The sequence below is a fragment of the Hyphomicrobium sulfonivorans genome (genome assembly GCF_013306565.1).
Taxonomy (GTDB): Bacteria; Pseudomonadota; Alphaproteobacteria; order Rhizobiales; family Hyphomicrobiaceae; genus Hyphomicrobium_A; species Hyphomicrobium_A sulfonivorans.
Genome location: NZ_PZPO01000001.1, coordinates 1,035,155 through 1,054,849, shown reverse-complemented (window position 1 = coordinate 1,054,849; position 19,695 = coordinate 1,035,155). Strand labels below are relative to the sequence as shown.

Sequence of the window (19,695 nt, the reverse complement as noted above, 5' to 3'; positions counted from 1 at the left end):
GGACACAGCGGGGCAGAAACAGGCCGGAACCGACACGCCCAGCCACTATACAGTTGACGTGCGCGCCACAACCTATGATTGAATTCAAGTACGCGGCGCCAACCGGACGGCGCGCGCGGCTTTCAGGCTCTGGCCATCGCACAATCCATTTTCAGCCACTCAATTCCACGCGCGTGAACTTACAGTCCATCCCGATTTTGCTGAGACTGCTGCCGCCTGCGGATCAAATAGCGATCTGGAGCCTCACCCTGGCCGTGAGCGTGCTCAGCTTCACCGGCCCCGCCTATATGCTGCTGCTTTACAGCCATGCAGTGCCGGGCGGAGATCCGCTCCTGTTGCTTCAGCTCACAGGTGCGATGCTGGCGCTGTACGCCATTACGGGTTGCATCGACGCCGCACGCCAGCATGTGTTCCTGCGCCGTGCGCGCGCCATCGATGACCGCGTGATGGCCATACCGACAAGCCAGCTTCCGCCCCTGCACGAGCTGGACCGCCTGCACATCTTCCTGAGCGGACCGGCGCCAGCAGCGATGTGTGATCTTCCGTTCCTGCCGCTATACCTCACCACGCTCTATTGGCTGCATCCGTGGCTCGGCGCATTTGGCATGGCGGCTGCAATTGCAATCGCTCTTTGCTGGCTTGCCGGTAACCGCAAGCCCTCCAGCAGCGCCGCAATCCCGCTCGCATTGATGCAACAACGGGCAAGACTGGCTACGCAGCTTGCGGACTCTGCACCGCGAAGCCTGCAATCACGCATGGCGACAAGCCGCGCATTGAAAATCGTACATCACCGATTGCGCACCCAACACCATACGCAGCCGGGGCCATGGCGGACGGTGACGCTGCGATCGCTGCGTCCGGCGCTGCAATCGTGCATGCTCGGGTTGGCAGCCTGGCTTACCGCAATCGGCGCATGTCATCCCGCGGCAATTCTCGTGGCCGCGATGCTGCTGCCGCGCATTGTCGGGCCGCTGGAAACAACGCTGGCGCAACGCGACGCGCTTGGCGCCGTGAGCGCAATCGCAAAGCATATAGCCACGACTGGCGTTCAGCTTTCATCCCGCGCTGTGCAATCGATCGTTATTCCGATGGAACACAAGATGGCTCCATCGTCGGCGGGAAAAATCGCGGTCAGATCATCGCAAGGCGATGCACCGCCCCAAGCCGAACTCAGACGTTGAACTCGTCGATCGTCGTGAACGCCATCCGCAACGCCTCTGACCACGAAGCCGAAAGATTGCGGAAATACTCATCATCCTGATGGATGCGCTTCTCCCTGCGGATCTCGAGACTGTCGCGCTCATACAGCAGAATGTCGATCGGCATGCCGACCGACAGGTTCGAGCGCAGCGTGGAGTCAAAGCTGAGCAACATCAGCTTTGCCGCCTGCCCCAGGGGCATCCCCGGCTGCGCCACGCGATCCAGTATCGGCTTGCCATACTTGTGTTCGCCGATCTGCAGGTAAGGCGTTTCATCGGTCGCCTCGATGAAGTTGCCTTCCGAATAGACCTGAAACAGCCGCGGTTTCTCGGCGCCGATCTGGCCACCCAAAATGATCGAAGCCGAGAATCCGGCGCGCGTCGCTTCCAGCGATGGCCCGTCGATGGTGCGCACGCTGCGCACAGCATCCCCCACCAGCCTCGCGGCCCGATACATCGACGGCACCGTGTAGAGCGACTGATGATCCGGGTTGCCATCGCCTGACGATATCTGCTCGTTCAGCAAGCTGATGACCGACTGGGTGATCGAAAGATTACCCGCTGTCAGCATGACGATGACCCGGTCGTCCTGCTTGCACCAGTAATGCAGTTTGCGGAACTGGCTGATGTTATCGACACCGGCGTTCGTGCGGGTATCGGACGCAAAAACGAGGCCCCGGTCGAGGCACATTGCGACGCAGTAGGTCATCAGTCAGTTCCCATCATCAGGTCGCCGCGGCGACCCGTTGAGATTACCCTCGGTCACTGCTGTTGCGCACTGCTTTGCTGCTGGACTTCTACGAAGACGTCAAGGTTCTCGTTACCGCCCCCGGTCCGATTGCCGGTTATCGGCGCCGCCGAGAGCGAGTCCAGCCCGCAGCCCAGCCGGATGTAACTCTCGGTCGGGCAGATCTGGTTGGCCGGATCGAACCCCAGCCAGCCGAGGCCGTTGATATAGACCTCGGCCCAGGCGTGCTGCGCCTCCGAGCCCAGAATGTCGCCGGTCAGGAAGTAGCCGCTGACATAGCGCGCGGGGAATCCCATCAACCGCGCCGCCGAAATGAATACGTGCGCATGGTCCTGACAGACGCCACGGCCCGTCCGCAACGCCTCAGCCGCGCTGGTCGACGCCGTTGTGGTGCCCACAGCATATTCCACCCGCTCACCCACAAGACGCATCAGATCATGCATCCGATCAATCGGATCGGCCTGTGCGACATCGGCCACGAGCGCGCGAATGTTGCTGTCCGGCGCAGTTTTTGGTGTTTCGCGCAGGAATATGCGGACCGGCGCCGCCTCCATCAGACCGCGCACAAGACCGGACTTGTCCTTCGTCTCAACCACACCGCGCGCGATGATGGAAATCTCGTCATAGGAACGCGGAATTGAAACGAGGTGCGATACATTTCCGAACGCATCGCGATACTGCACCGCGCCTGCGATCTCCGGCATCTCGACACGCCAGCTCAGCACCCGCTGCCCTTCAAACGACGGTGGCGTGAGCCGCAGCGTGTGCACGCTGCAAGCCGCCGGAAGACCATACGTGTAACGGGTGACGTGACCGATGGATATAAGCATGCGCCTGCGCCCTTTCCTTCAGCCGTTGAAATGATAGGCATCGGCCACTTCGTTACCGAGCCGATTGTTGCGTGAAATGAAATCTTCGATGAACTCGTGCAGGCCGGACTGGAAGATGTTGTCGATGTCGCCCTTCGCCAGCCGCTGACGCGTGCCCGTTGCCGTGCCGTGACATGCATGCTGACCGCCGTAGTACTCGGCGAGATCATCCAGCGTCACACCGATCTGCTCGTAGCAGGAGCGCAACGAACGCGGCATCGCCTGGTTGAGAATGAGGTACTCGGCTATGCGCCAGGGCTTGTAGTTTTCCTTGTAAACCCAGCGATAACTGCGGTGCGCCGAGACAGAGCGCAATATCGCCGCCCACTGCACCGCATCGATGCCGCTACCGACCATTTCGACATGCGGCAGCAGCACGTAATACTTCACGTCGAGGATGCGCGACGTGTTATCGGCCCGCTCAAGAAACGTGCCGAGCTGCATGAAGAAGAATGTGTCGTTGCGCAGGATGGTGTTCAGCATCGCACCACGATACAGCGCCGAACGCGAGCGCACCCAATCCAGAATGCGCGGCAGCTCACCGGCAGTGACGCTCTCCGGCTTGATGGCCGAAAACTCGATCCACGCGGCGTTAAGGCTTTCCCACATATCGCGCGTAAGCGATGTGCGCTGCGCGCGTCCATTGCGCCGCGCCGCAGCTAGACACGACTTCACGCTGGATGGATTGGTGCAATCGAACAGCAGGTAGTTGATGACGTCGCGCGTTGAGAGGGTTTCATGCTTGTCGAAGAAGCCCTGCGCGCAGCCCGCGCTGGCCAGCGTCGAACGCCATTCTTCGTGCGCGCCCTCGCCATCGCGCGGCAACAGCACGATGCGGTAGCCCACCTCGATCAAGCGAGCCATATTCTCCGCCCGCTCCACATAGCGGGCGAGCCAGTAAAGATCGTTGGCCGTTCGTCCTAGCATTTATACGCGCGCCTCAATGTTGCTTCGCGTTGTCATTTTGGTATTCGCGCAACGTGTTTGCTCAGTCCTGCAATACCCAGGTGTCCTTTGTGCCTCCGCCCTGACTTGAGTTCACCACCAGCGATCCTGCGCGCATCGCCACGCGCGTCAGGCCACCGGCGGTCATGCGCACTTCATCGCCCACCAGCACGAACGGCCGCAGATCGAGATGCCGTGGCGCGACACCGGCCTCCACCATGGTGGGGCTTGTCGACAACGCCAGCGTTGGCTGCGCGATGTAGTTTGAGGGGTTGGCCGTCAGCTTGGCGCGAAACGCTTCGATCTCGCTGCTGGATGCTGTTGGTCCCACAAGCATGCCGTAGCCGCCCGAGCCATGCACCTCCTTCACCACCAGCTCCGGCAGGTGCTCCAGCACATACTTGAGATCGTCGGCCTTGCGGCAGTTATACGTCGGCACATTCTGCAGGATCGGCGCGCGGCCGGTGTAGAACTTGATGATCTCCGGGATGTAGCTGTAGATCGCCTTGTCATCCGCGATGCCACCGCCGGGTGCGTTCACAATCGTGACCCGGCCTGCACGATAGAGATCGAACAGCCCCGGCACGCCCAGCACCGAATCCGACCGGAACACCAGCGGATCGAGGAAGTCGTCGTCGATGCGCCGGTACAGCACATCAATGCGGCGCGGGCCCTGCGTGGTCTTCATTTGCAGATAGCCATCGATCACCGCGAGATCACGCCCCTCGACCAGCTCGACGCCCATCTGATCGGCCAGGAACGAATGCTCATAGTACGCACTGTTGAACTGGCCGGGCGTCAGCAGCGCAATCGTCGGCTCGCCCTTCAGGCCGGTTGGCGCGACGCTTTCCAGCGTTTTAAGCAGGTTTTCCGGGTAATTCTCGACCGGCGCCACGCGGTTGCGCGCAAACAGATCCGGAAACATGTGCATCATCGTTTCGCGGTTTTCGAGCATGTAGGAGACGCCAGAAGGCGTGCGCGTGTTGTCCTCCAGCACGAAGAAATCGCTCTCGCCCGTGCGCACGATGTCGATGCCGATGATGTGGCTGTAGATGCCAAGCGGAACCGATACGCCCATCATCTCCGGCACGAACGCCGAGTTCGAAACGATCAGCTCCTCCGGCACCTTCCCTGCGCGGATGATCTCCTGCCGGTGATAGATGTCGAACATGAAGGCGTTGAGCGCGCGCACGCGCTGCTCGATGCCCGCGGCAAGCTTGCGCCACTCGGCAGCGGAGATGATGCGGGGAATGATGTCGAACGGAATAAGCCGCTCTGACGTGTCCTCGCTGCCGTAAACAGCGAAGGTGATGCCCGTTCGGCGGAACATCGTTTCTGCGTCGGCGAGCTTCTGCCTGAGATCGCCGAGCGCCTGCGTGCCCAGCCATTCTGCAACCGCGTGATAGGGCGGCCGTACGCCCTCGCCGCTACCGTACATTTCGTCAAAAGCCTTGCGCTTTGGCTGGGCCCTGACCTGTGTCTGCTCTTGATGCAACGTTCGCCCCATTGCTAAGCAACGTCGCATCATGCCCACGAAAAACGCAAAATGGGCAGCAAATCACACCGGATTTGCTGCCCATTATTTGATCGTCTGCCTATCGGCTCAGCAAACTGAACGTGCTTTGCCGCTTTTACTGCAAAGCGCGCTGCTTCGCCGCGCTGCGTCTCAGCTTAGAAGAGACCTTCGATCTCGCCGTCAGCATTGAGACGGATGTTTTCAGCCGACGGTACGCGCGGCAGCCCCGGCATGGTCATGATCTCGCCGGTGATGACGACGACGAACTCGGCGCCAGCGGAAAGACGCAGCTCGCGGATAGCCACGACGTGATCGGTCGGAGCACCGCGCTTGTTCGGATCGGTCGAGAACGAGTACTGCGTCTTGGCCATGCAGACCGGCAGGTTGCCGAAGCCACCAGCTTCCAGATCCTTGAACGCGGTCTCCACCGAAGCATCGCAGGCGATGTCGGATGCGCGATAGATCTGCTGCGCAATCGTCTTCACCTTCTCACGCAGCGGCATGTCTTCCGGATACAGCGGACGGAACGCAGCCTTGCCCTCGTCGGTCAGCGCAACGATGTGACGGGCAAGATCTTCCGTGCCAGCGCCGCCGTCGGCCCAGTGCGTGCAAACGAACGCACGGGCGCCCAGCGCCTCGGCCGCCTTCACAATTTCCTGCACTTCGGCGTCGGTGTCGGTGATGAAGCGGTTGATGCCGACCGCAACCGGAACACCGAACTTGGCCATGTTCTCAAGGTGACGCTTGAGGTTCTCGCAGCCCTTGGCGACGGCTGCCGTATTCTCTTCCTTCAGGCCATCCTTGCCAACGCCGCCGTGCATCTTCAGTGCGCGCACGGTTGCAACAACGACGGCTGCGTCTGGCTTAAGGCCAGCCTTGCGGCACTTGATGTCGAAGAACTTCTCTGCGCCAAGGTCAGCACCGAAGCCTGCTTCGGTCACGACGAAGTCAGCCAGCTTCAGCGCGGTCTTGGTGGCGAGCACCGAGTTGCAGCCGTGTGCGATGTTGGCGAACGGACCGCCGTGGATGAACGCCGGGTTGTTCTCCAGCGTCTGCACCAGGTTCGGCATCAGCGCGTCCTTGAGCAGCACGGTCATCGCACCGTCAGCCTTAAGCTCACGGGCGCGGATCGGCGTCTTGTCGCGCGTGTAGCCGACAATGATGTTGCCGAGGCGGCGCTCAAGATCCTTGAGGTCGAGCGCAAGGCACAGGATCGCCATCACTTCGGAAGCGACGGTGATGTCGAAACCATCGGTGCGCGGGAAGCCGTTGGCAACGCCGCCCAGCGAGTTGGTGATCTGGCGCAGGGCGCGGTCGTTCATATCCAGCACACGACGCCACGCAACGCGGCGGGTGTCGAAGCCAAGGCTGTTGCCCCAGTAGATATGGTTGTCGATCATCGCCGACAGCAGGTTGTGCGCCGACGTGATGGCATGGAAGTCGCCGGTGAAGTGGAGGTTGATGTCCTCCATCGGCACGACTTGCGCATAACCGCCGCCTGCAGCGCCGCCCTTCATGCCGAACGACGGTCCGAGCGAAGGCTCGCGCAGACACATGATCGCCTTCTTGCCGATTCGGTTCAGGCCGTCACCGAGACCGACAGTGGTCGTCGTCTTGCCTTCACCAGCCGGAGTCGGGCTGATCGCAGTCACCAGGATGAGCTTGCCGTCCTTGGCATCCTTCTGCGCGTCGATGTAATCGAAGCTGACCTTCGCCTTGGTGGTGCCATAGGGAATGAGCGCTTCCGCAGGAATCCCCACTTTCGCGGCTACCTCGCCGATTGGCTTCATTTTCGCCGCGCGGGCAATTTCAATGTCGGACTTAACGGTCACGGTATCGCTCCTCCCAAAACCACTGCTTTTGGCCCGCCAAGACTGTCAGCCTACGGCGGGCGTCAATTTCCCGGCGCCGATATTGTCTGTTAAAGAGCCGGACGCAAGTGGGCACTGCCCCTCGCCCCCAATGCCGCACCACAGAAGCAACATTGTTAATGTTGGCGAAGTTTCACTCGCCAGATTTGCTGAAGGCGTTTCGGCGCATTTATCCGTCATAGCCGGACGCCTTAAGTTGCAGCGCCGAAGCCCGCCGCGCTTTCATGGCCTCACGGTGCGTGATGTAGACGGCAGCGGCGAAAATCACCGTTGCACCGACCCACGTCCAGCCATCGATGACTTCGCCGAAAAAGATGTATCCAACCATCGCCGCGAACGGTAAGCGGCTGAAATTAAAGCTCATCGCCAACGATGCATCTGCGACGGCGAAGCCACGCACCAGCGCGACGTGGCCGAGCAGCGCGAACAGCCCCATCAGCATGAGCAGCAACCACATTTCCAACGACGGCCAGACCCAGACGAACAGCGCGGGCACCAGCGAAATCGGCGTCGAAACCAGGTTGGTGATGAAAACGATCCGGTCGGCGTCGTCCGCCGCAGTTAACTGCTTGATGAGCGGACCGATGAATCCCAGCGTGAGAGCCGATACCAGCGCGACGATCTGCCCGTAGCCGAAGGCGCTTCCGCCCGGCCGCAGCATGATCATCGCCCCGGCGAAGCCGATTAATATCGCCGCCCAGCGATGAATGCCGACCCGCTCGCCCAGCAGAAAAATGGCGCACAACGCGCCGAAAATCGGCGCCAGAAAGCCAATTGCGGTCACCTCGGCCACCGGCAGAACCGCCAGCGCCTGAAAATAGGTGAGCATCGAGATAAAGCTGAGCGCGACGCGAAAGCCGTAAAGGCCGGGCTGGCTTGTCCGAACGAGCGACAAACCGCGCCAGGCAAGCAGCGGCAGCATCCACACGACGCAGAAAAAGTTGCGGAAAAACATGATCTGCAGCGGGTCCATGCCCACCATGGTCGCGCCACGCACCACCGCGGCAATGCCGACCAGCATGGCCATGGAAGCCGTGATGAGGATCAGCGCTGCCAGCGGATGGTCACCACCGCCAGCCTTGCCACTCGTCCTCAATGCATCTGCTAAGACGCGGAGCTTGCCGCGCGAATTGGGGGACACCTGCGCTCCCGATCAAAAACGGCACTGGTGAGAATTCGGCCGCGCATCGCCTGCGCTTGCACCTGCTGCGCCACGGCGCAGACATGCACCAGCTAACACCCTATCGCATCCTGACAAATTGCCCCGTGCGAAGCAGGCTATTAGAGTGCGGCGAACAGGAGTGAAGCCATGGCTAAGCATCACGGGCACTCGCACGGCCACGCTGGCGAGCACGGCCACAACCACGACCTTGCACCGGAGGATGGCTCCCGCAACGAGCGCCGGCTGCTGTTCGCGGCTGCGCTGACGACGTGCACGATGCTCGCCGAAGTCATCGGCGGCGTTATTTCAGGCTCGCTCGCGCTGCTGGCTGACGCAGGTCATATGCTGACCGATTCAGCGGCGCTTATTCTGGCGTGGATGGCCATGCGCTTTGCGCGCCGCCCCGCCGACTGGAAGCGCACCTTCGGCTTCGGCCGCTTCGAAGTGCTGGCCGCATTCAGCAACGGTCTGGCGCTATTCTTCATTTCGGCGATGATTTTTTACGAAGCGCTGCACCGCATGTATGAGCCGGTGGAGGTGCTTGGCATGCCGATGCTGATCATCGCAGGCATCGGACTTGCGGTTAACGCCATCACGTTTCTGGTGCTGCACCAGGGCGGCGGCGCCAACCTGAACGTGCGGGCAGCGCTGTTGCACGTCATTTCCGACCTGCTGGGCTCGGTCGCCGCGATCCTGGCCGCCATCATCATTCTCTATACGGGCTGGACGCCGATCGATCCCATCCTGTCAGTGGTCATCACGCTGCTCATCGTTCGCAGTGCGTGGCTGATTACCAAGGAATCCGGCCACATTCTGCTGCAGGGCGCCCCGGACAGCATCGACGTGCGCGAAGTCAGCCAGGATCTCGTCGCCAATGTGCCGAACGTGCAGTCAGTTCACCATGTCCACGCCTGGTCGCTGAGCGAAAACCGGCATGTGATGACGCTGCATGCGTTAACGTGTGCTAGCGTGCCGCCAGAGCAAATTTCAGCGGCAATCCGCGAGCGCCTAAAACAGGCCTTCGGGGTTGTTCATGCTACGGTTGAGATCGAGCACAGCGATTGCGCCGATGTCGTCGGAGCCAAAAGCTGCGCCAAAGTGTAGTTGCAATGAGTATGGCGACAACAAGCGGCATAAGAGCGCCGCACCCGGACGTTGACGCTTTTCTTTATGTTCCCTGCTAACAAGGCCCCATGCCTAACTCGGTTGCGCAATCAAAAAAGGGACCGCCGCGCCCCACTGTCATGATCGCCGACAAAAGTCCGGTCGTGCGCTCGGGGCTGCGCGATTTTATTGCGCGCGACGGGCGCTTCGAGGTGCTGGGCGTGCACCCCAATGGCGCCGACTTCATCGAAGCGGTTGAAGCGCAGCCGGCGGACATTGGTGTCATCGGTTGGTCGCTTACCGATATGACTGGCGGCGAGGTGCTGTCGGCTTTGAAGCGGCGCCACATCGCCACCCGGCTCATCATCTACACCGGCGAGCCCGGCAAGGATGTTCTGCGTCAGGCAGTGCGCCTGGGCGCCTGGGGATTCATCTCCAAAAGCGACGAACCGGAAATGGTTGTTGATACGATCACGGCGGTTTCGCGCGGCCGCATGTCGTTGCCCTATGTCGATTTGCAGGCGCTCACAAGTGATCCGTTCGGAGAGCTTACCTCGCGCGAACGCGAGCTTTTGACGGCGCTCGCCAACGGCTGGACCAATCTGCAGATTGCATCGCGCATCGGCATTTCGCGCAATACCGTCAAGTATCACTTGAAGAATCTGTACGACAAACTTGGCGTTTCAAATCGCGCCATGGCGGTTGCTCTGTACATGCAGACCACGCTGGATCAGCGCTAAATCACCCTTAATTTTTCACTCGAAATGACGCACTGCACAATGTCTGCGTGCGTATTTGCGCATTGCGCGCCGTAAACTCTTCGATAAGGTTTTGCTCCGTTGGGCACGCAAACGGACGGCGCACGTCGCAGGCAATCAGCTTTGCAAATTGCGCCCCGCGCACAGGGTAGGAACGCCTACCCTCATGCACGATACGTTAGCTACCCGACAGCGCATCGCAGCTGCCCGATGGGGTGTTGCGCGCGCTTGTGGGCAACAGGATGCTTTCGGTCAATCGCCAATTAGTTGGCTATCGGCCTCGTTCTTTTGCAAACAGCAACGGGCCATGCCTGGCGCACGAGGGGCTTTGTATCGGCAGTTGGGGGCAGCGCTTCGGCGCAACTTTCAATTTCAACAGCCGTCGCATTGCACTGGAAGGCGCACGGTTATGACCTGCAAGATCGGCAACGATCATAAGAAACGGCACGCCCCGGGGAAACGTTGATGCGCGCAACGACGATTTCGCATTGTTTAGCTTTGACGCGTGTGCATTCAGCACACTGTGCAACTCGCGGATTCGTTTCTGCAGACGCCAGTTCCCGCAACGAGTTTTCTATTTCTGTTTCGGCGCGCACGACCGCGCACGCGCTTCACCGCATTCCATCAATCTCATCGTCGACGCGCAACACGCGCCGACCGACACCGAGGTTGGCCAGTTGAGTTTCACCCGGAGCAGCGGTCGTTGTTTTCGCTGTTCCAGCACTTTCCCCCAGCGCGGTTTGCCCAAAGCAAGAAAGCCAAAGTCAAACCGCACATTATCAACCGAAAAGCCATCACACAGGAGGATAACCCTAAGATGAGCTTCACTCTCTATCCGCTTCGCAAGTCCCGTCTGCAGCGCTCGGAGCTCGCAGTTCCCGGCTCCAACCCGACGATGATCGAAAAGGCCCTCACCAGCGCCGCCGACTACGTCTTCCTTGACTGCGAAGATGCTGTTGCACCGCCGGACAAGGAGCAGGCCCGCAAGAACATCATTCAGGCCCTGAACGACCTTGACTGGCGCGGCGCCGGCAAGACCGTTTCGGTCCGCATCAACGGTCTCGACACGCACTACTGCTACCGCGACGTCGTCGACATCGTCGAGCAGGCTGGTTCGAAGCTCGACACCATCCTCATTCCGAAGGTTGGCGTTCCTGCTGACGTCTATGCCATCGAGTCATTCGTCAGCCAGATCGAAGAAGCCAAGGGCCTCACCAACAAGATCGGCACCGAAGCACTCATCGAGACCCCGCTCGGCATGGCCAACGTTGAAGCCATCGCAGCTGCTCCGAGCCGCCTTGAAGCCATGCACTTCGGCGTTGCCGACTATGCAGCCTTCAACAAGGCCCGCACGGTTGTCATCGGCGGTCTGAACCCTGACTATCCGGGCGACCAGTGGCACTTCGCTCTGTCGCGCATGACGGTTGCCTGCCGCGCCTATGGCCTGCGTCCGATCGATGGTCCGTTCGGTGATTTCTCCGATCCGGCCGGTTACACTGCCGGTGCAAAGCGCGCAGCAGCTCTCGGCATCGAAGGCAAGTGGGCAATCCATCCTTCGCAGATCGAGCTGGCCAACGAAGTGTTCTCGCCGACGGCTCAGGAAGTTTCGCGCGCTGAACGCATCATTGAAGCCCTCAAGGAAGCCGAAGCCCAGGGTAAGGGCGCTGCTTCTCTCGATGGCAAGATGATCGACGCTGCTTCGGAGAAGATGGCTCGCAACCTCATCGCCACCGCAGCTGCCATCAAGGCAAGTGCGGCAGCTCGCAGCTAACACTGTAAACCTCTCTATTTGACCTAGGGAAAATCAGATGGATATCCACGAGTATCAGGCCAAGGAACTTCTCTCGAAGTTCGGCGTGCCGATCCCTCGGGGCGGCCTCGCGTATAGCCCTGAACAGGCGACCTACCGCGCTACTGAAATCGGTGGAAGCAAGTGGGTAGTGAAGGCGCAGATCCACTCTGGTGCCCGCGGCAAAGCCGGCGGCATCAAGGTCTGCTCGAACGATACTGAAATCGAACGGGCAGCCGAGGCGTTGCTTGGCAAGAAACTCGCGACACACCAGACGGGCCCTGCGGGCAAGCTGGTGTCTCGCCTCTACATTGAAGAAGCCACTGACATCGCCAAGGAGATCTACCTGGCGTTTGTCATGGACCGCTCGATCGAGCGCATCATGGTGGTTGCTTCGGCTGCTGGCGGTATGGAGATCGAAGAGATCTCCGCCAAGCAGCCGGACACCATCATCCGCGTGTCGGTTGATCCGGCCGTCGGCATGCAGCAGTTCCAGGCGCGCGAAGTTGCGTATGGGCTGGGCGTCGATCCGGAGATCATCAACAAGCTGGTGCCGACCATCATGGCCTGCTACCGCGCTTTCCGTGATCTCGACGCCACGATGGTTGAAATCAACCCGCTGGTTGTCACCAAGGACAAGCAGCTGCTGGCGCTCGATGCCAAGATGAGCTTCGACGACAACGCTCTTTTCCGCCGTCCGCACATCGCGGAGCTGCGTGACAAGAGCCAGGAAGATCCGCGCGAGACCTACGCATCCGACCGCGGTCTTGCCTATGTCGGTCTCGACGGCGACATCGGCTGCGTTGTCAACGGCGCCGGCCTCGCAATGGCTACGCTGGACATGATCAAGCTGGCCGGTGGCGAACCCGCAAACTTCCTCGACATCGGCGGCGGTGCTTCTCCGGAGCGCGTGGCCAAGTCGTTCAAGGCGGTGCTGAAGGACAAGAACGTCAAAGCCCTGCTGCTGAACGTGTTCGCCGGCATCAACCGTTGCGACTGGGTTGCGAAAGGCGTCGTTGACGCCGTCAACGACCTCGACATCAAACTGCCCGTGGTTGTCCGCCTCGCCGGCACCAACGTCGAGGAAGGCCGTCGCATCCTTGACGAGAGCGGACTGACAGTCATCACAGCCGAGACGCTGGCAGAGGCCGCCCAGAAGGCTGTCGCCGCTGCCAAGTCCGGCGCGACCCAGTGAGGAGGATCAGCTAATGGCTATTTTCATTAATGAGAATACCCCGGTCCTCATCCAGGGTTTTACCGGGCGCATCGGAACCTTTCACGCGCAGGAAATGATCGACTACGGCACCAATGTCGTAGGCGGCGTTACGCCGGGCAAAGGTGGCTCCACGCACCTTGGCCGCCCCGTGTTCAACACCGTTAAAGGCGCGGTGCAGGAAACCGGCGCGGAAGCATCCATCGTGTTCGTGCCGCCGCCATTCGCTGCCGACGCAATCATGGAAGCGGCCGATGCAGGCATCAAATACTGCGTCTGCATCACCGATGGTATTCCGGCCCAGGACATGATCCGGGTGAAGCGCTACATGCGCCGCTACCGGAAAGAGGGCCGCATGGTTCTCACCGGTCCCAACTGCGCCGGCACCATCTCGCCGGGCAAGGCCATGCTAGGCATCATGCCGGGGCACATCTATCTGCCGGGCCGCGTTGGCATCATCGGACGCTCGGGCACGCTCGGTTATGAAGCTGCAGCCCAGCTCAAGGCGCTCGGCATCGGCGTCTCAACTTCGGTTGGCATCGGCGGCGACCCGATCAACGGTTCCTCGTTCCGCGATATTCTTGAGCATTTCGAGAGTGACCCGGAAACCGACGCCGTGCTGATGATCGGTGAGATCGGTGGTCCGCAGGAAGCCGAAGGCGGCCAGTACGCGCGCGACCACATGAAGAAGCCGGTCATCGCCTACATCGCCGGCCTTTCTGCGCCCAAGGGCCGCAAGATGGGCCATGCCGGTGCAATTATTTCGGCATTTGGCGAGTCTGCCCCGGAGAAGGTTGAGATCCTCAAAGGCTGCGGCGTTACCATTGCTCCGACTCCTTCGGAGATGGGGGCAACCGTTGCCAACGTTCTAAACTCTTTCAATAAAGTAGCGTAAGAGCTTCGGGCTCGTCTCCAGCGAGGGGCGAGCCCAATCATCCCCTCCGGCGACCCCGAATTCTTCACGGACGGGCGTTCCGCCGCGTTGGCGGCCTTGCGCGATAACGTGGAGACCAGAATGCAAGACGAAGTGTTGCCGACTGCCGGCTCCGGCAAGCTCGACGAATTCAAGCTGCGTGACGAGTTGCGCGCACTGCGCAAGCGCATTCCCGATACGCCGGCGCTGAACCCCATCGTCAATCTTGCATTTGATCTGTCGCGACAGCTCGAAAACAATGACATCAGCTTCGACGATCTGAAGGCGATTGCTACGCGCCTGATGGATCGCGCCTGCGTGCAGCGCGCACGCCATCTGCGCGAGCGGGTGGGCTTCGTTGATCGCAGCACCACCTATCAGGAATTCGCCGACTTCGTCGAAGGCGCCGCAGCCGCAGCCGACTTCGACACCTTCAAGCAACGCTGGGAACGCGCGCGCACGGGCATCGTGCTGACGGCACATCCCACGTTTGGCCTTTCCGATGAGCTTTCAAAGCGCATCGTTGAGATCGCCGTTGCCGATGAGTTCGATCCCAACACGCCTATTGGCGTGCCGCATCGGCCCGATGACTCGATCGATCTGGCGTACGAGCATCGCCGCGCTCAGAACGCCATCCAGAACCTTCGCAACGCTTACGTCGAACTGCTGGACAGCTTTTTCACCGCCGCCGTGCATCGGTTTGGAGACAAGGCCTATACGCTGCATCCGAAGCTGGCGACGTTTGCCTGCTGGGTCGGCTATGACCTCGACGGCCGTACCGATATCAGCTGGCGCAAATCGTTCATTCTGCGCCTCACCGAAAAGCGCGCATCGCTGGCGGATATCCGCGAACGCTTCTTCGCCATCCGGGACGAGCTTCCCACCGAAGGCGAAGCACAGCGCCTTTCGCGCCAGGTTACCGGCAAGCTCGATCTGACCATCGCCGCCGTCGACGAGCAGATCGCCGCGCTGGACAAGGTGATGAATGGGGACGGTGAGCTGGCTCAGGCCGCCAACATCATCACCCGTCAGGATGGCTACAACATCACGACGGTGGAGCCGATTGTCAGCCTGCTGCGCAGTCTGGCCGAGCAACTTCCCGATGGCAGCCAGAAGCGCTCCATCGCTGTGCTCGCTGGCTTGATGGAAGCAACGGGCCTAGGCACCGCGCACATCCACGTGCGCATCAACGCAGTGCAGCTCAACAACGCTTTCCGCGCCTTCGTGCACGAGCCTTGGACCCGCGATCTGTCTGAAAGCCAAGCGCTGGCACGTATCGTCAGCATGATTGAGGGCGCGTGCAAAGAGACGGTCAATTTCGAATCCCTGGATCTCGAAACCGCGACCGCAATCCGTCAGTTCGCGCTTATCGCGCAGATCAAGAAGCACGTCGATCGCGAGACGCCGGTGCGCTTCCTGATCGCAGAAACTGAATCGCCCGCCACGGTGCTGATCGCCATCTTCTTCGCCAAGCTGTTCGGCGTCGATGACATCACCGACGTATCGCCGCTGTTTGAAACGCCGCTTGGCCTGGAAACCGGCACGCGCATCATCGAACGGCTGCTGGAAGAACGCGCGTACGTCGATTACGTCCGTGGCCGTGGACGCCTCTCACTGCAGACGGGCTTCTCTGATGCTGGCCGCTTTGTCGGTCAGATCGCAGCGACGCTGGCGATCGAGCGCATGCATAACGGCATCGCCGAGGCCATCGCCAATTCGGACGTCAAGGGCATCGAGACGCTGGTCTTCTCAACCCACGGCGAGTCGATGGGCCGCGGTGCGCATCCCGGTCCGATGCAGTCTCGCCTGAACTATCTGTTCTCCGACGACGTCCGTCGGCGCTTCGCCGACAACGGCATTCCGCTCAAGCACGAGACCAGCTTCCAGGGTGGTGATGGCTATCTGTTCTTCGCCAATCGCCGCCTGACGACGCGCGCGCTTGCTTCCGTCATCATGGATGGCGAGGTGCCCGGCGAAACGAACGATCCGTTCTACGAGGATGAAGACCTGCGGCTCGACTTCCTGGGCCGGCTGCGCACTTATCAGGAGCACCTGTTCGCCCATCCGGGATATCGGTCTGTCCTGAGCGCGTTTGGTGCCAACATTCTGTACAAGACCGGGTCGCGTCCGGTGAAGCGCCAGATGGACGCCAGCGGCGCCGTCGATCGCAGCGCCGTGTCGCGGATGCGGGCCATCCCGAACAACGCGATCCTGCAGGAGTTCGGCTATGTGGCGAACGTCGTTGCCGGCCTTGGCGCTGCTGTTGGCTCGGAGCGCGAGCGTTTTGTCGAGCTTGCGCGCAACTCCCAGCGTCTGCGTACGCTGATCGAGATGATCGCCCGCGGCAAGCAGCTCTCCAGCCTCAATGCCATGGCCGCAAACGCCAAGGTGTTCGACCCGGGCTATTGGGCCTGGCGAGCATCGTGGGGTCGCGAGCCCAACATCGAGCCTGCGTTCCGCGCGCTGGCTGCAAATCTGCTGTCCGATGATCGCAACGGTGAGATCAACGGTCTGGTACACCACCTGCGTCTCGACGCGGTGGAGTTGCATTCACTGCTGGAAGAAATCGGCATCGATGCCGGCAAGATCCCGGATGATGCCCGCCTTGAGCTGGATCTGCTGCAAGCGATCCGCTTGGCGCTTATCATGCGCGTATTCGTGCTGGCGGCTCAGATGCCACGCTTTGCGACCCACGACGGCATTTCGCACGCTCAGCTATTCGATCTTGCGCTGATGCTGGACGTGCCGGCAGTGGTATCGGAAATGCGCAAGGCGTTCCCGCGGCGTGCGCACGAACGTGGCGACGAAACCCAGTTCGGTGAGAAGGCGACCTACCGGCCGCATGGTATCGACGACTATGGCCGGATCGAAACGGAGATTCTGACACCGATGGAGCAGTCGTACGATCTGATCCGCGAAATCGGCACCGGCATCTCGCACCACTTCGGCGCCTTCGGCTGATACAGCCATCGGCCAGTGCATCCGGTTATTCGAAACCGGATGTGCTGGCCTGACGGACCTCGAATTAAAAAAGCCGGCGCCCTGGAAGGGGTGCCGGCTTTTTAATTTCGTCCTGTCACGCGGGGCTTGGCAGTATAATTCCGCATTCGCCTGTCATACGCCAATCACGACCATCACAACTTCACGTGATCTTGCCGGATGCCAGCCGCAGTTGCTTAATGCTTGCCCCACACCTGCACCGTTGCATAGGCTCGATCTCGCTTTGAGGTTGCAAGCGCGCGCGAACGCCAGGTTGCCTCGACCTGCTTGATACCGGCCTTTTGCTTGAGCGTGACCGGCCCGAAGGCCTCATCCGCTGCAATCTTGGTCCGGTTCGCGTTCAACTCATCCGTGCTGCCATCCTCATAGGTGACGGACAGGCTGGTCATGGTCACGTCGCGATCCTTGACCGATACGCGGAGCTGGCTGAAGCCGCCTTCATTGGCGCCGACCGGAATTTTCACTTCATCGAAGCCGATGCTGCCCGCAGTGTCAGTGCCAAGCAAAACCCAGCCGTCGTTATATTTACGGCCCTCACCATCGGCACCGAGCCAGCCCTTCTGATATTCGCCAAAGATCTCAACCCGCGCCTGCCCCTTGAGCTTGGGCTGCGAGCGATAAACCAGTTGGATTTCCTTGATGAAGCCCTTGTGAGCCAACGCAATCCAGTCAGTCTTGCGGCCGTCCCGGATGCGCGTATCGGAGAGGACTGTTTCGGTGGTGCCGTCGTCAAAGATCACCTTGAGATCGGTGATGAAAATTTCATTGCGCAACACGCGCAGCCGAATGCGATCGAATTTGCCGATCTCGGCGCCGACACGAATAACATCGCGATCAACCAGAAAACCAACGTCCTGCACGCCGAACAGCACCTCACCGTTATTGGCTTGCCCGGGTGTCAGAGCCGACGTCTCGGGCGCTGTCTCGCGCGTTTCAACCGGGCGCGAACGCCGCCGCTGCTGAACCTGCGTCAACGGAGAAGATGTGCGCGCCTGCTGCAAACTTTGACCGATTGCAGGGACAGTTGCATCGAGCGCCAATGGCATGGACCCCGCACCCATCACCATCAGGGCAATCCCTGACAGCGCCAGCCTGATCGTCATGTTTTGATCCCCCGTTAGCGAAGACGCAGAAGAACAAATCGCTGCTACTGAGATTTTTACCGCACTATGCGCTGCAAAAAAACCGTGGTGACGATCATGCGCACAGAACCTGACGGCCAAAAGACATGATTTCCTATCTGCCGGCGGGCACCTTCAGCTGTGCCAACGCTGCGCCATTGAAACCGGCCAGGCGGCAATCAAAACGGATAAAGCGCTACACAGATATTCAGCGGGAATGGATATTTAACGTGCCCGCTATAGAGGATCGGAGTGCAAGGACGCAGCTCATTTCATTTGCGTCGGGGACACCGGGATGCACCAACGGCCGTTCGACCTGCTCATCAACGCCAGCGGAATACTGTTGGGGGCCGTCATCGTCGGCTACGTGCTGTACGACATGTCGTACACCGCGACCGTTACGCCCTGCTCCCAACGCTCCAGTGCGACTATGCGTTTTCCGCTGCACGGTGCTAACGGCAAACTTCTGAGCCCGATGGCGTTGCAGGCCCGTACCGGCGGCGGTCGCAACATAGGCGTGCTGGAAAACGCATCGGTCGTGCCGGCCGACGGCGGCCCTCTACCGGACGCGATGCAGGTTGAATTGCGCTCAACGCCGGAAGCGTCGGCTGCGGGCGGGGCCAACGCCAATGGCATCGAATTTCGCTGGTCGCCCTTCGTCGACGGGATCGGCACGTCCAGCTGCCTCGCCTACTATCTGCGCCTGCCAAAGACGTTTGATTTCGGTCGCGGCGGCGTTTTGCCGGGCGTCGAGGCACCGGACGATGCGCAAACGGCGAAGCAGGATGCCGTCTCCATCCAGACCCAATGGGATGGGCAGGGCTTTCCGATCGTCCGTAGCATCAACGAGAACGGCGACACGCTTCATCTTGCAGGCACGGCACCGCTCCCAACTGATCGCTGGCTGCGTATCGAGCTGGAAACGGTCCTGAATACAGCCGGCAAGAACGACGGCATTCTGCGCCTGTGGGTCGATGGAACGCTTGCAGCCGAGAATACAAATCTGAGCCTGCGAACCGACGCCGCAACCCAGATCAGCAATGTGGTAGTGGCTGCGGGTTATCGGCAGACGCCGCCCGTTGGGGCTGCAGCCAGTTTGCAATTCAGCGGTATAGAGATCGCCCGCCTGAAATAACAAAGCCGGCCTTTTCCAAGCCTGGAAAAAAGAATTCGCCATTCGACTAAAGTAGAATGGCGGCATGTTCGGGAAAGCGGCTGACAAACGCTGTTCGCGCCCTGCGGCTAAATCAACTTCGCGCGCTATGAAAGCTCAAGAACGCCTGTTTCAAGGCCAAAATGCTGGGCTTATTGCAGCGCAAAATGAAGTGAGCAACTGCAAACATTGCCCGTTTGTAAGTCTTTTTTTAACTGCTCTAAGAAACAGAAAACGAAATAGCTTTTCTAAACTACGGCCCGTGCTATTCTCATACTCAGAACGTGGCGCCCTCCCACCTGTCCCCCCTAAGTGGCGTCACGCATCGCAGCCC

At 60.4% G+C, this 19,695-nt stretch carries 15 protein-coding genes; 8 read left to right on the top strand and 7 right to left on the bottom strand.

Annotated features, from left to right (window positions below):
• Positions 1 to 254: 254 nt before the first annotated feature.
• Positions 255 to 1,181 carry a type I secretion system permease/ATPase gene (locus tag C6Y62_RS04875; protein ID WP_173952978.1) on the top strand — a complete coding sequence of 309 codons (927 nt, stop codon included), beginning with the start codon at positions 255 to 257 and terminating at the stop codon, positions 1,179 to 1,181.
• Here the strand turns inward: C6Y62_RS04875 and C6Y62_RS04870 are convergent.
• From C6Y62_RS04870 to C6Y62_RS04845, 6 genes are all read right to left on the bottom strand, one after another.
• Positions 1,171 to 1,908: a proteasome-type protease gene (locus tag C6Y62_RS04870; RefSeq protein ID WP_173952977.1), complete on the bottom strand. Its 738-nt coding sequence runs from the start codon at positions 1,906 to 1,908 to the stop codon at positions 1,171 to 1,173. The genes C6Y62_RS04875 and C6Y62_RS04870 overlap by 11 nt on opposite strands.
• Positions 1,909 to 1,961: 53 nt before the next feature.
• A complete protein-coding gene (locus C6Y62_RS04865; protein WP_173952976.1) occupies positions 1,962 to 2,777 on the bottom strand; it encodes a transglutaminase family protein in 816 nt (271 codons plus the stop codon).
• An 18-nt stretch (positions 2,778 to 2,795) separates the two neighbouring features.
• Positions 2,796 to 3,743, bottom strand: a complete 948-nt coding sequence (locus C6Y62_RS04860; protein WP_173952975.1) for an alpha-E domain-containing protein — start codon at positions 3,741 to 3,743, stop codon at positions 2,796 to 2,798.
• A gap of 61 nt (positions 3,744 to 3,804) precedes the next feature.
• The gene (locus C6Y62_RS04855) at positions 3,805 to 5,199 is read right to left on the bottom strand and encodes a circularly permuted type 2 ATP-grasp protein (RefSeq protein WP_173952974.1); all 1,395 of its coding nucleotides are present in this window, start codon (positions 5,197 to 5,199) and stop codon (positions 3,805 to 3,807) included.
• Between the two features lie 233 nt (positions 5,200 to 5,432).
• Positions 5,433 to 7,109, bottom strand: coding sequence for a formate--tetrahydrofolate ligase (locus C6Y62_RS04850; RefSeq protein ID WP_173952973.1), 1,677 nt, complete (start codon positions 7,107 to 7,109; stop codon positions 5,433 to 5,435).
• Between the two features lie 208 nt (positions 7,110 to 7,317).
• Positions 7,318 to 8,244 (bottom strand): DMT family transporter, encoded by a 927-nt coding sequence (locus tag C6Y62_RS04845; protein WP_173952972.1) that lies wholly within the window; start codon positions 8,242 to 8,244, stop codon positions 7,318 to 7,320.
• A gap of 213 nt (positions 8,245 to 8,457) precedes the next feature.
• Here C6Y62_RS04845 and C6Y62_RS04840 point away from each other — a divergent pair, with 213 nt between their 5' ends.
• The 6 genes from C6Y62_RS04840 to C6Y62_RS04815 all read left to right on the top strand — a co-directional run bounded on the left by C6Y62_RS04840 (position 8,458) and on the right by C6Y62_RS04815 (position 17,048).
• Positions 8,458 to 9,414 carry a cation diffusion facilitator family transporter gene (locus C6Y62_RS04840; protein ID WP_173952971.1) on the top strand — a complete coding sequence of 319 codons (957 nt, stop codon included), beginning with the start codon at positions 8,458 to 8,460 and terminating at the stop codon, positions 9,412 to 9,414.
• A gap of 140 nt (positions 9,415 to 9,554) precedes the next feature.
• On the top strand, positions 9,555 to 10,154 hold the full coding sequence (locus C6Y62_RS04835) for a response regulator transcription factor (protein WP_246274289.1): 600 nt from the start codon (positions 9,555 to 9,557) through the stop codon (positions 10,152 to 10,154).
• A gap of 835 nt (positions 10,155 to 10,989) precedes the next feature.
• Complete coding sequence (locus C6Y62_RS04830; protein WP_068459789.1) at positions 10,990 to 11,943, top strand: HpcH/HpaI aldolase/citrate lyase family protein; 954 nt, start codon at positions 10,990 to 10,992, stop codon at positions 11,941 to 11,943.
• Between the two features lie 37 nt (positions 11,944 to 11,980).
• On the top strand, positions 11,981 to 13,156 hold the full coding sequence (locus C6Y62_RS04825; protein ID WP_068459536.1) for a malate--CoA ligase subunit beta: 1,176 nt from the start codon (positions 11,981 to 11,983) through the stop codon (positions 13,154 to 13,156).
• Between the two features lie 13 nt (positions 13,157 to 13,169).
• Positions 13,170 to 14,069: a succinate--CoA ligase subunit alpha gene (gene sucD, locus C6Y62_RS04820; protein ID WP_068459538.1), complete on the top strand. Its 900-nt coding sequence runs from the start codon at positions 13,170 to 13,172 to the stop codon at positions 14,067 to 14,069.
• Between the two features lie 120 nt (positions 14,070 to 14,189).
• A complete protein-coding gene (locus tag C6Y62_RS04815; RefSeq protein WP_173952969.1) occupies positions 14,190 to 17,048 on the top strand; it encodes a phosphoenolpyruvate carboxylase in 2,859 nt (952 codons plus the stop codon).
• Positions 17,049 to 17,263: 215 nt separating this feature from the next.
• Here the strand turns inward: C6Y62_RS04815 and C6Y62_RS04810 are convergent, their stop codons facing one another.
• Positions 17,264 to 18,190: a DUF2541 family protein gene (locus tag C6Y62_RS04810; protein WP_173952968.1), complete on the bottom strand. Its 927-nt coding sequence runs from the start codon at positions 18,188 to 18,190 to the stop codon at positions 17,264 to 17,266.
• A 313-nt stretch (positions 18,191 to 18,503) separates the two neighbouring features.
• Between C6Y62_RS04810 and C6Y62_RS04805 the strand changes: the two genes are divergently transcribed.
• Positions 18,504 to 19,343 (top strand): hypothetical protein, encoded by an 840-nt coding sequence (locus C6Y62_RS04805; RefSeq protein ID WP_173952967.1) that lies wholly within the window; start codon positions 18,504 to 18,506, stop codon positions 19,341 to 19,343.
• Positions 19,344 to 19,695 lie beyond the last annotated feature (352 nt).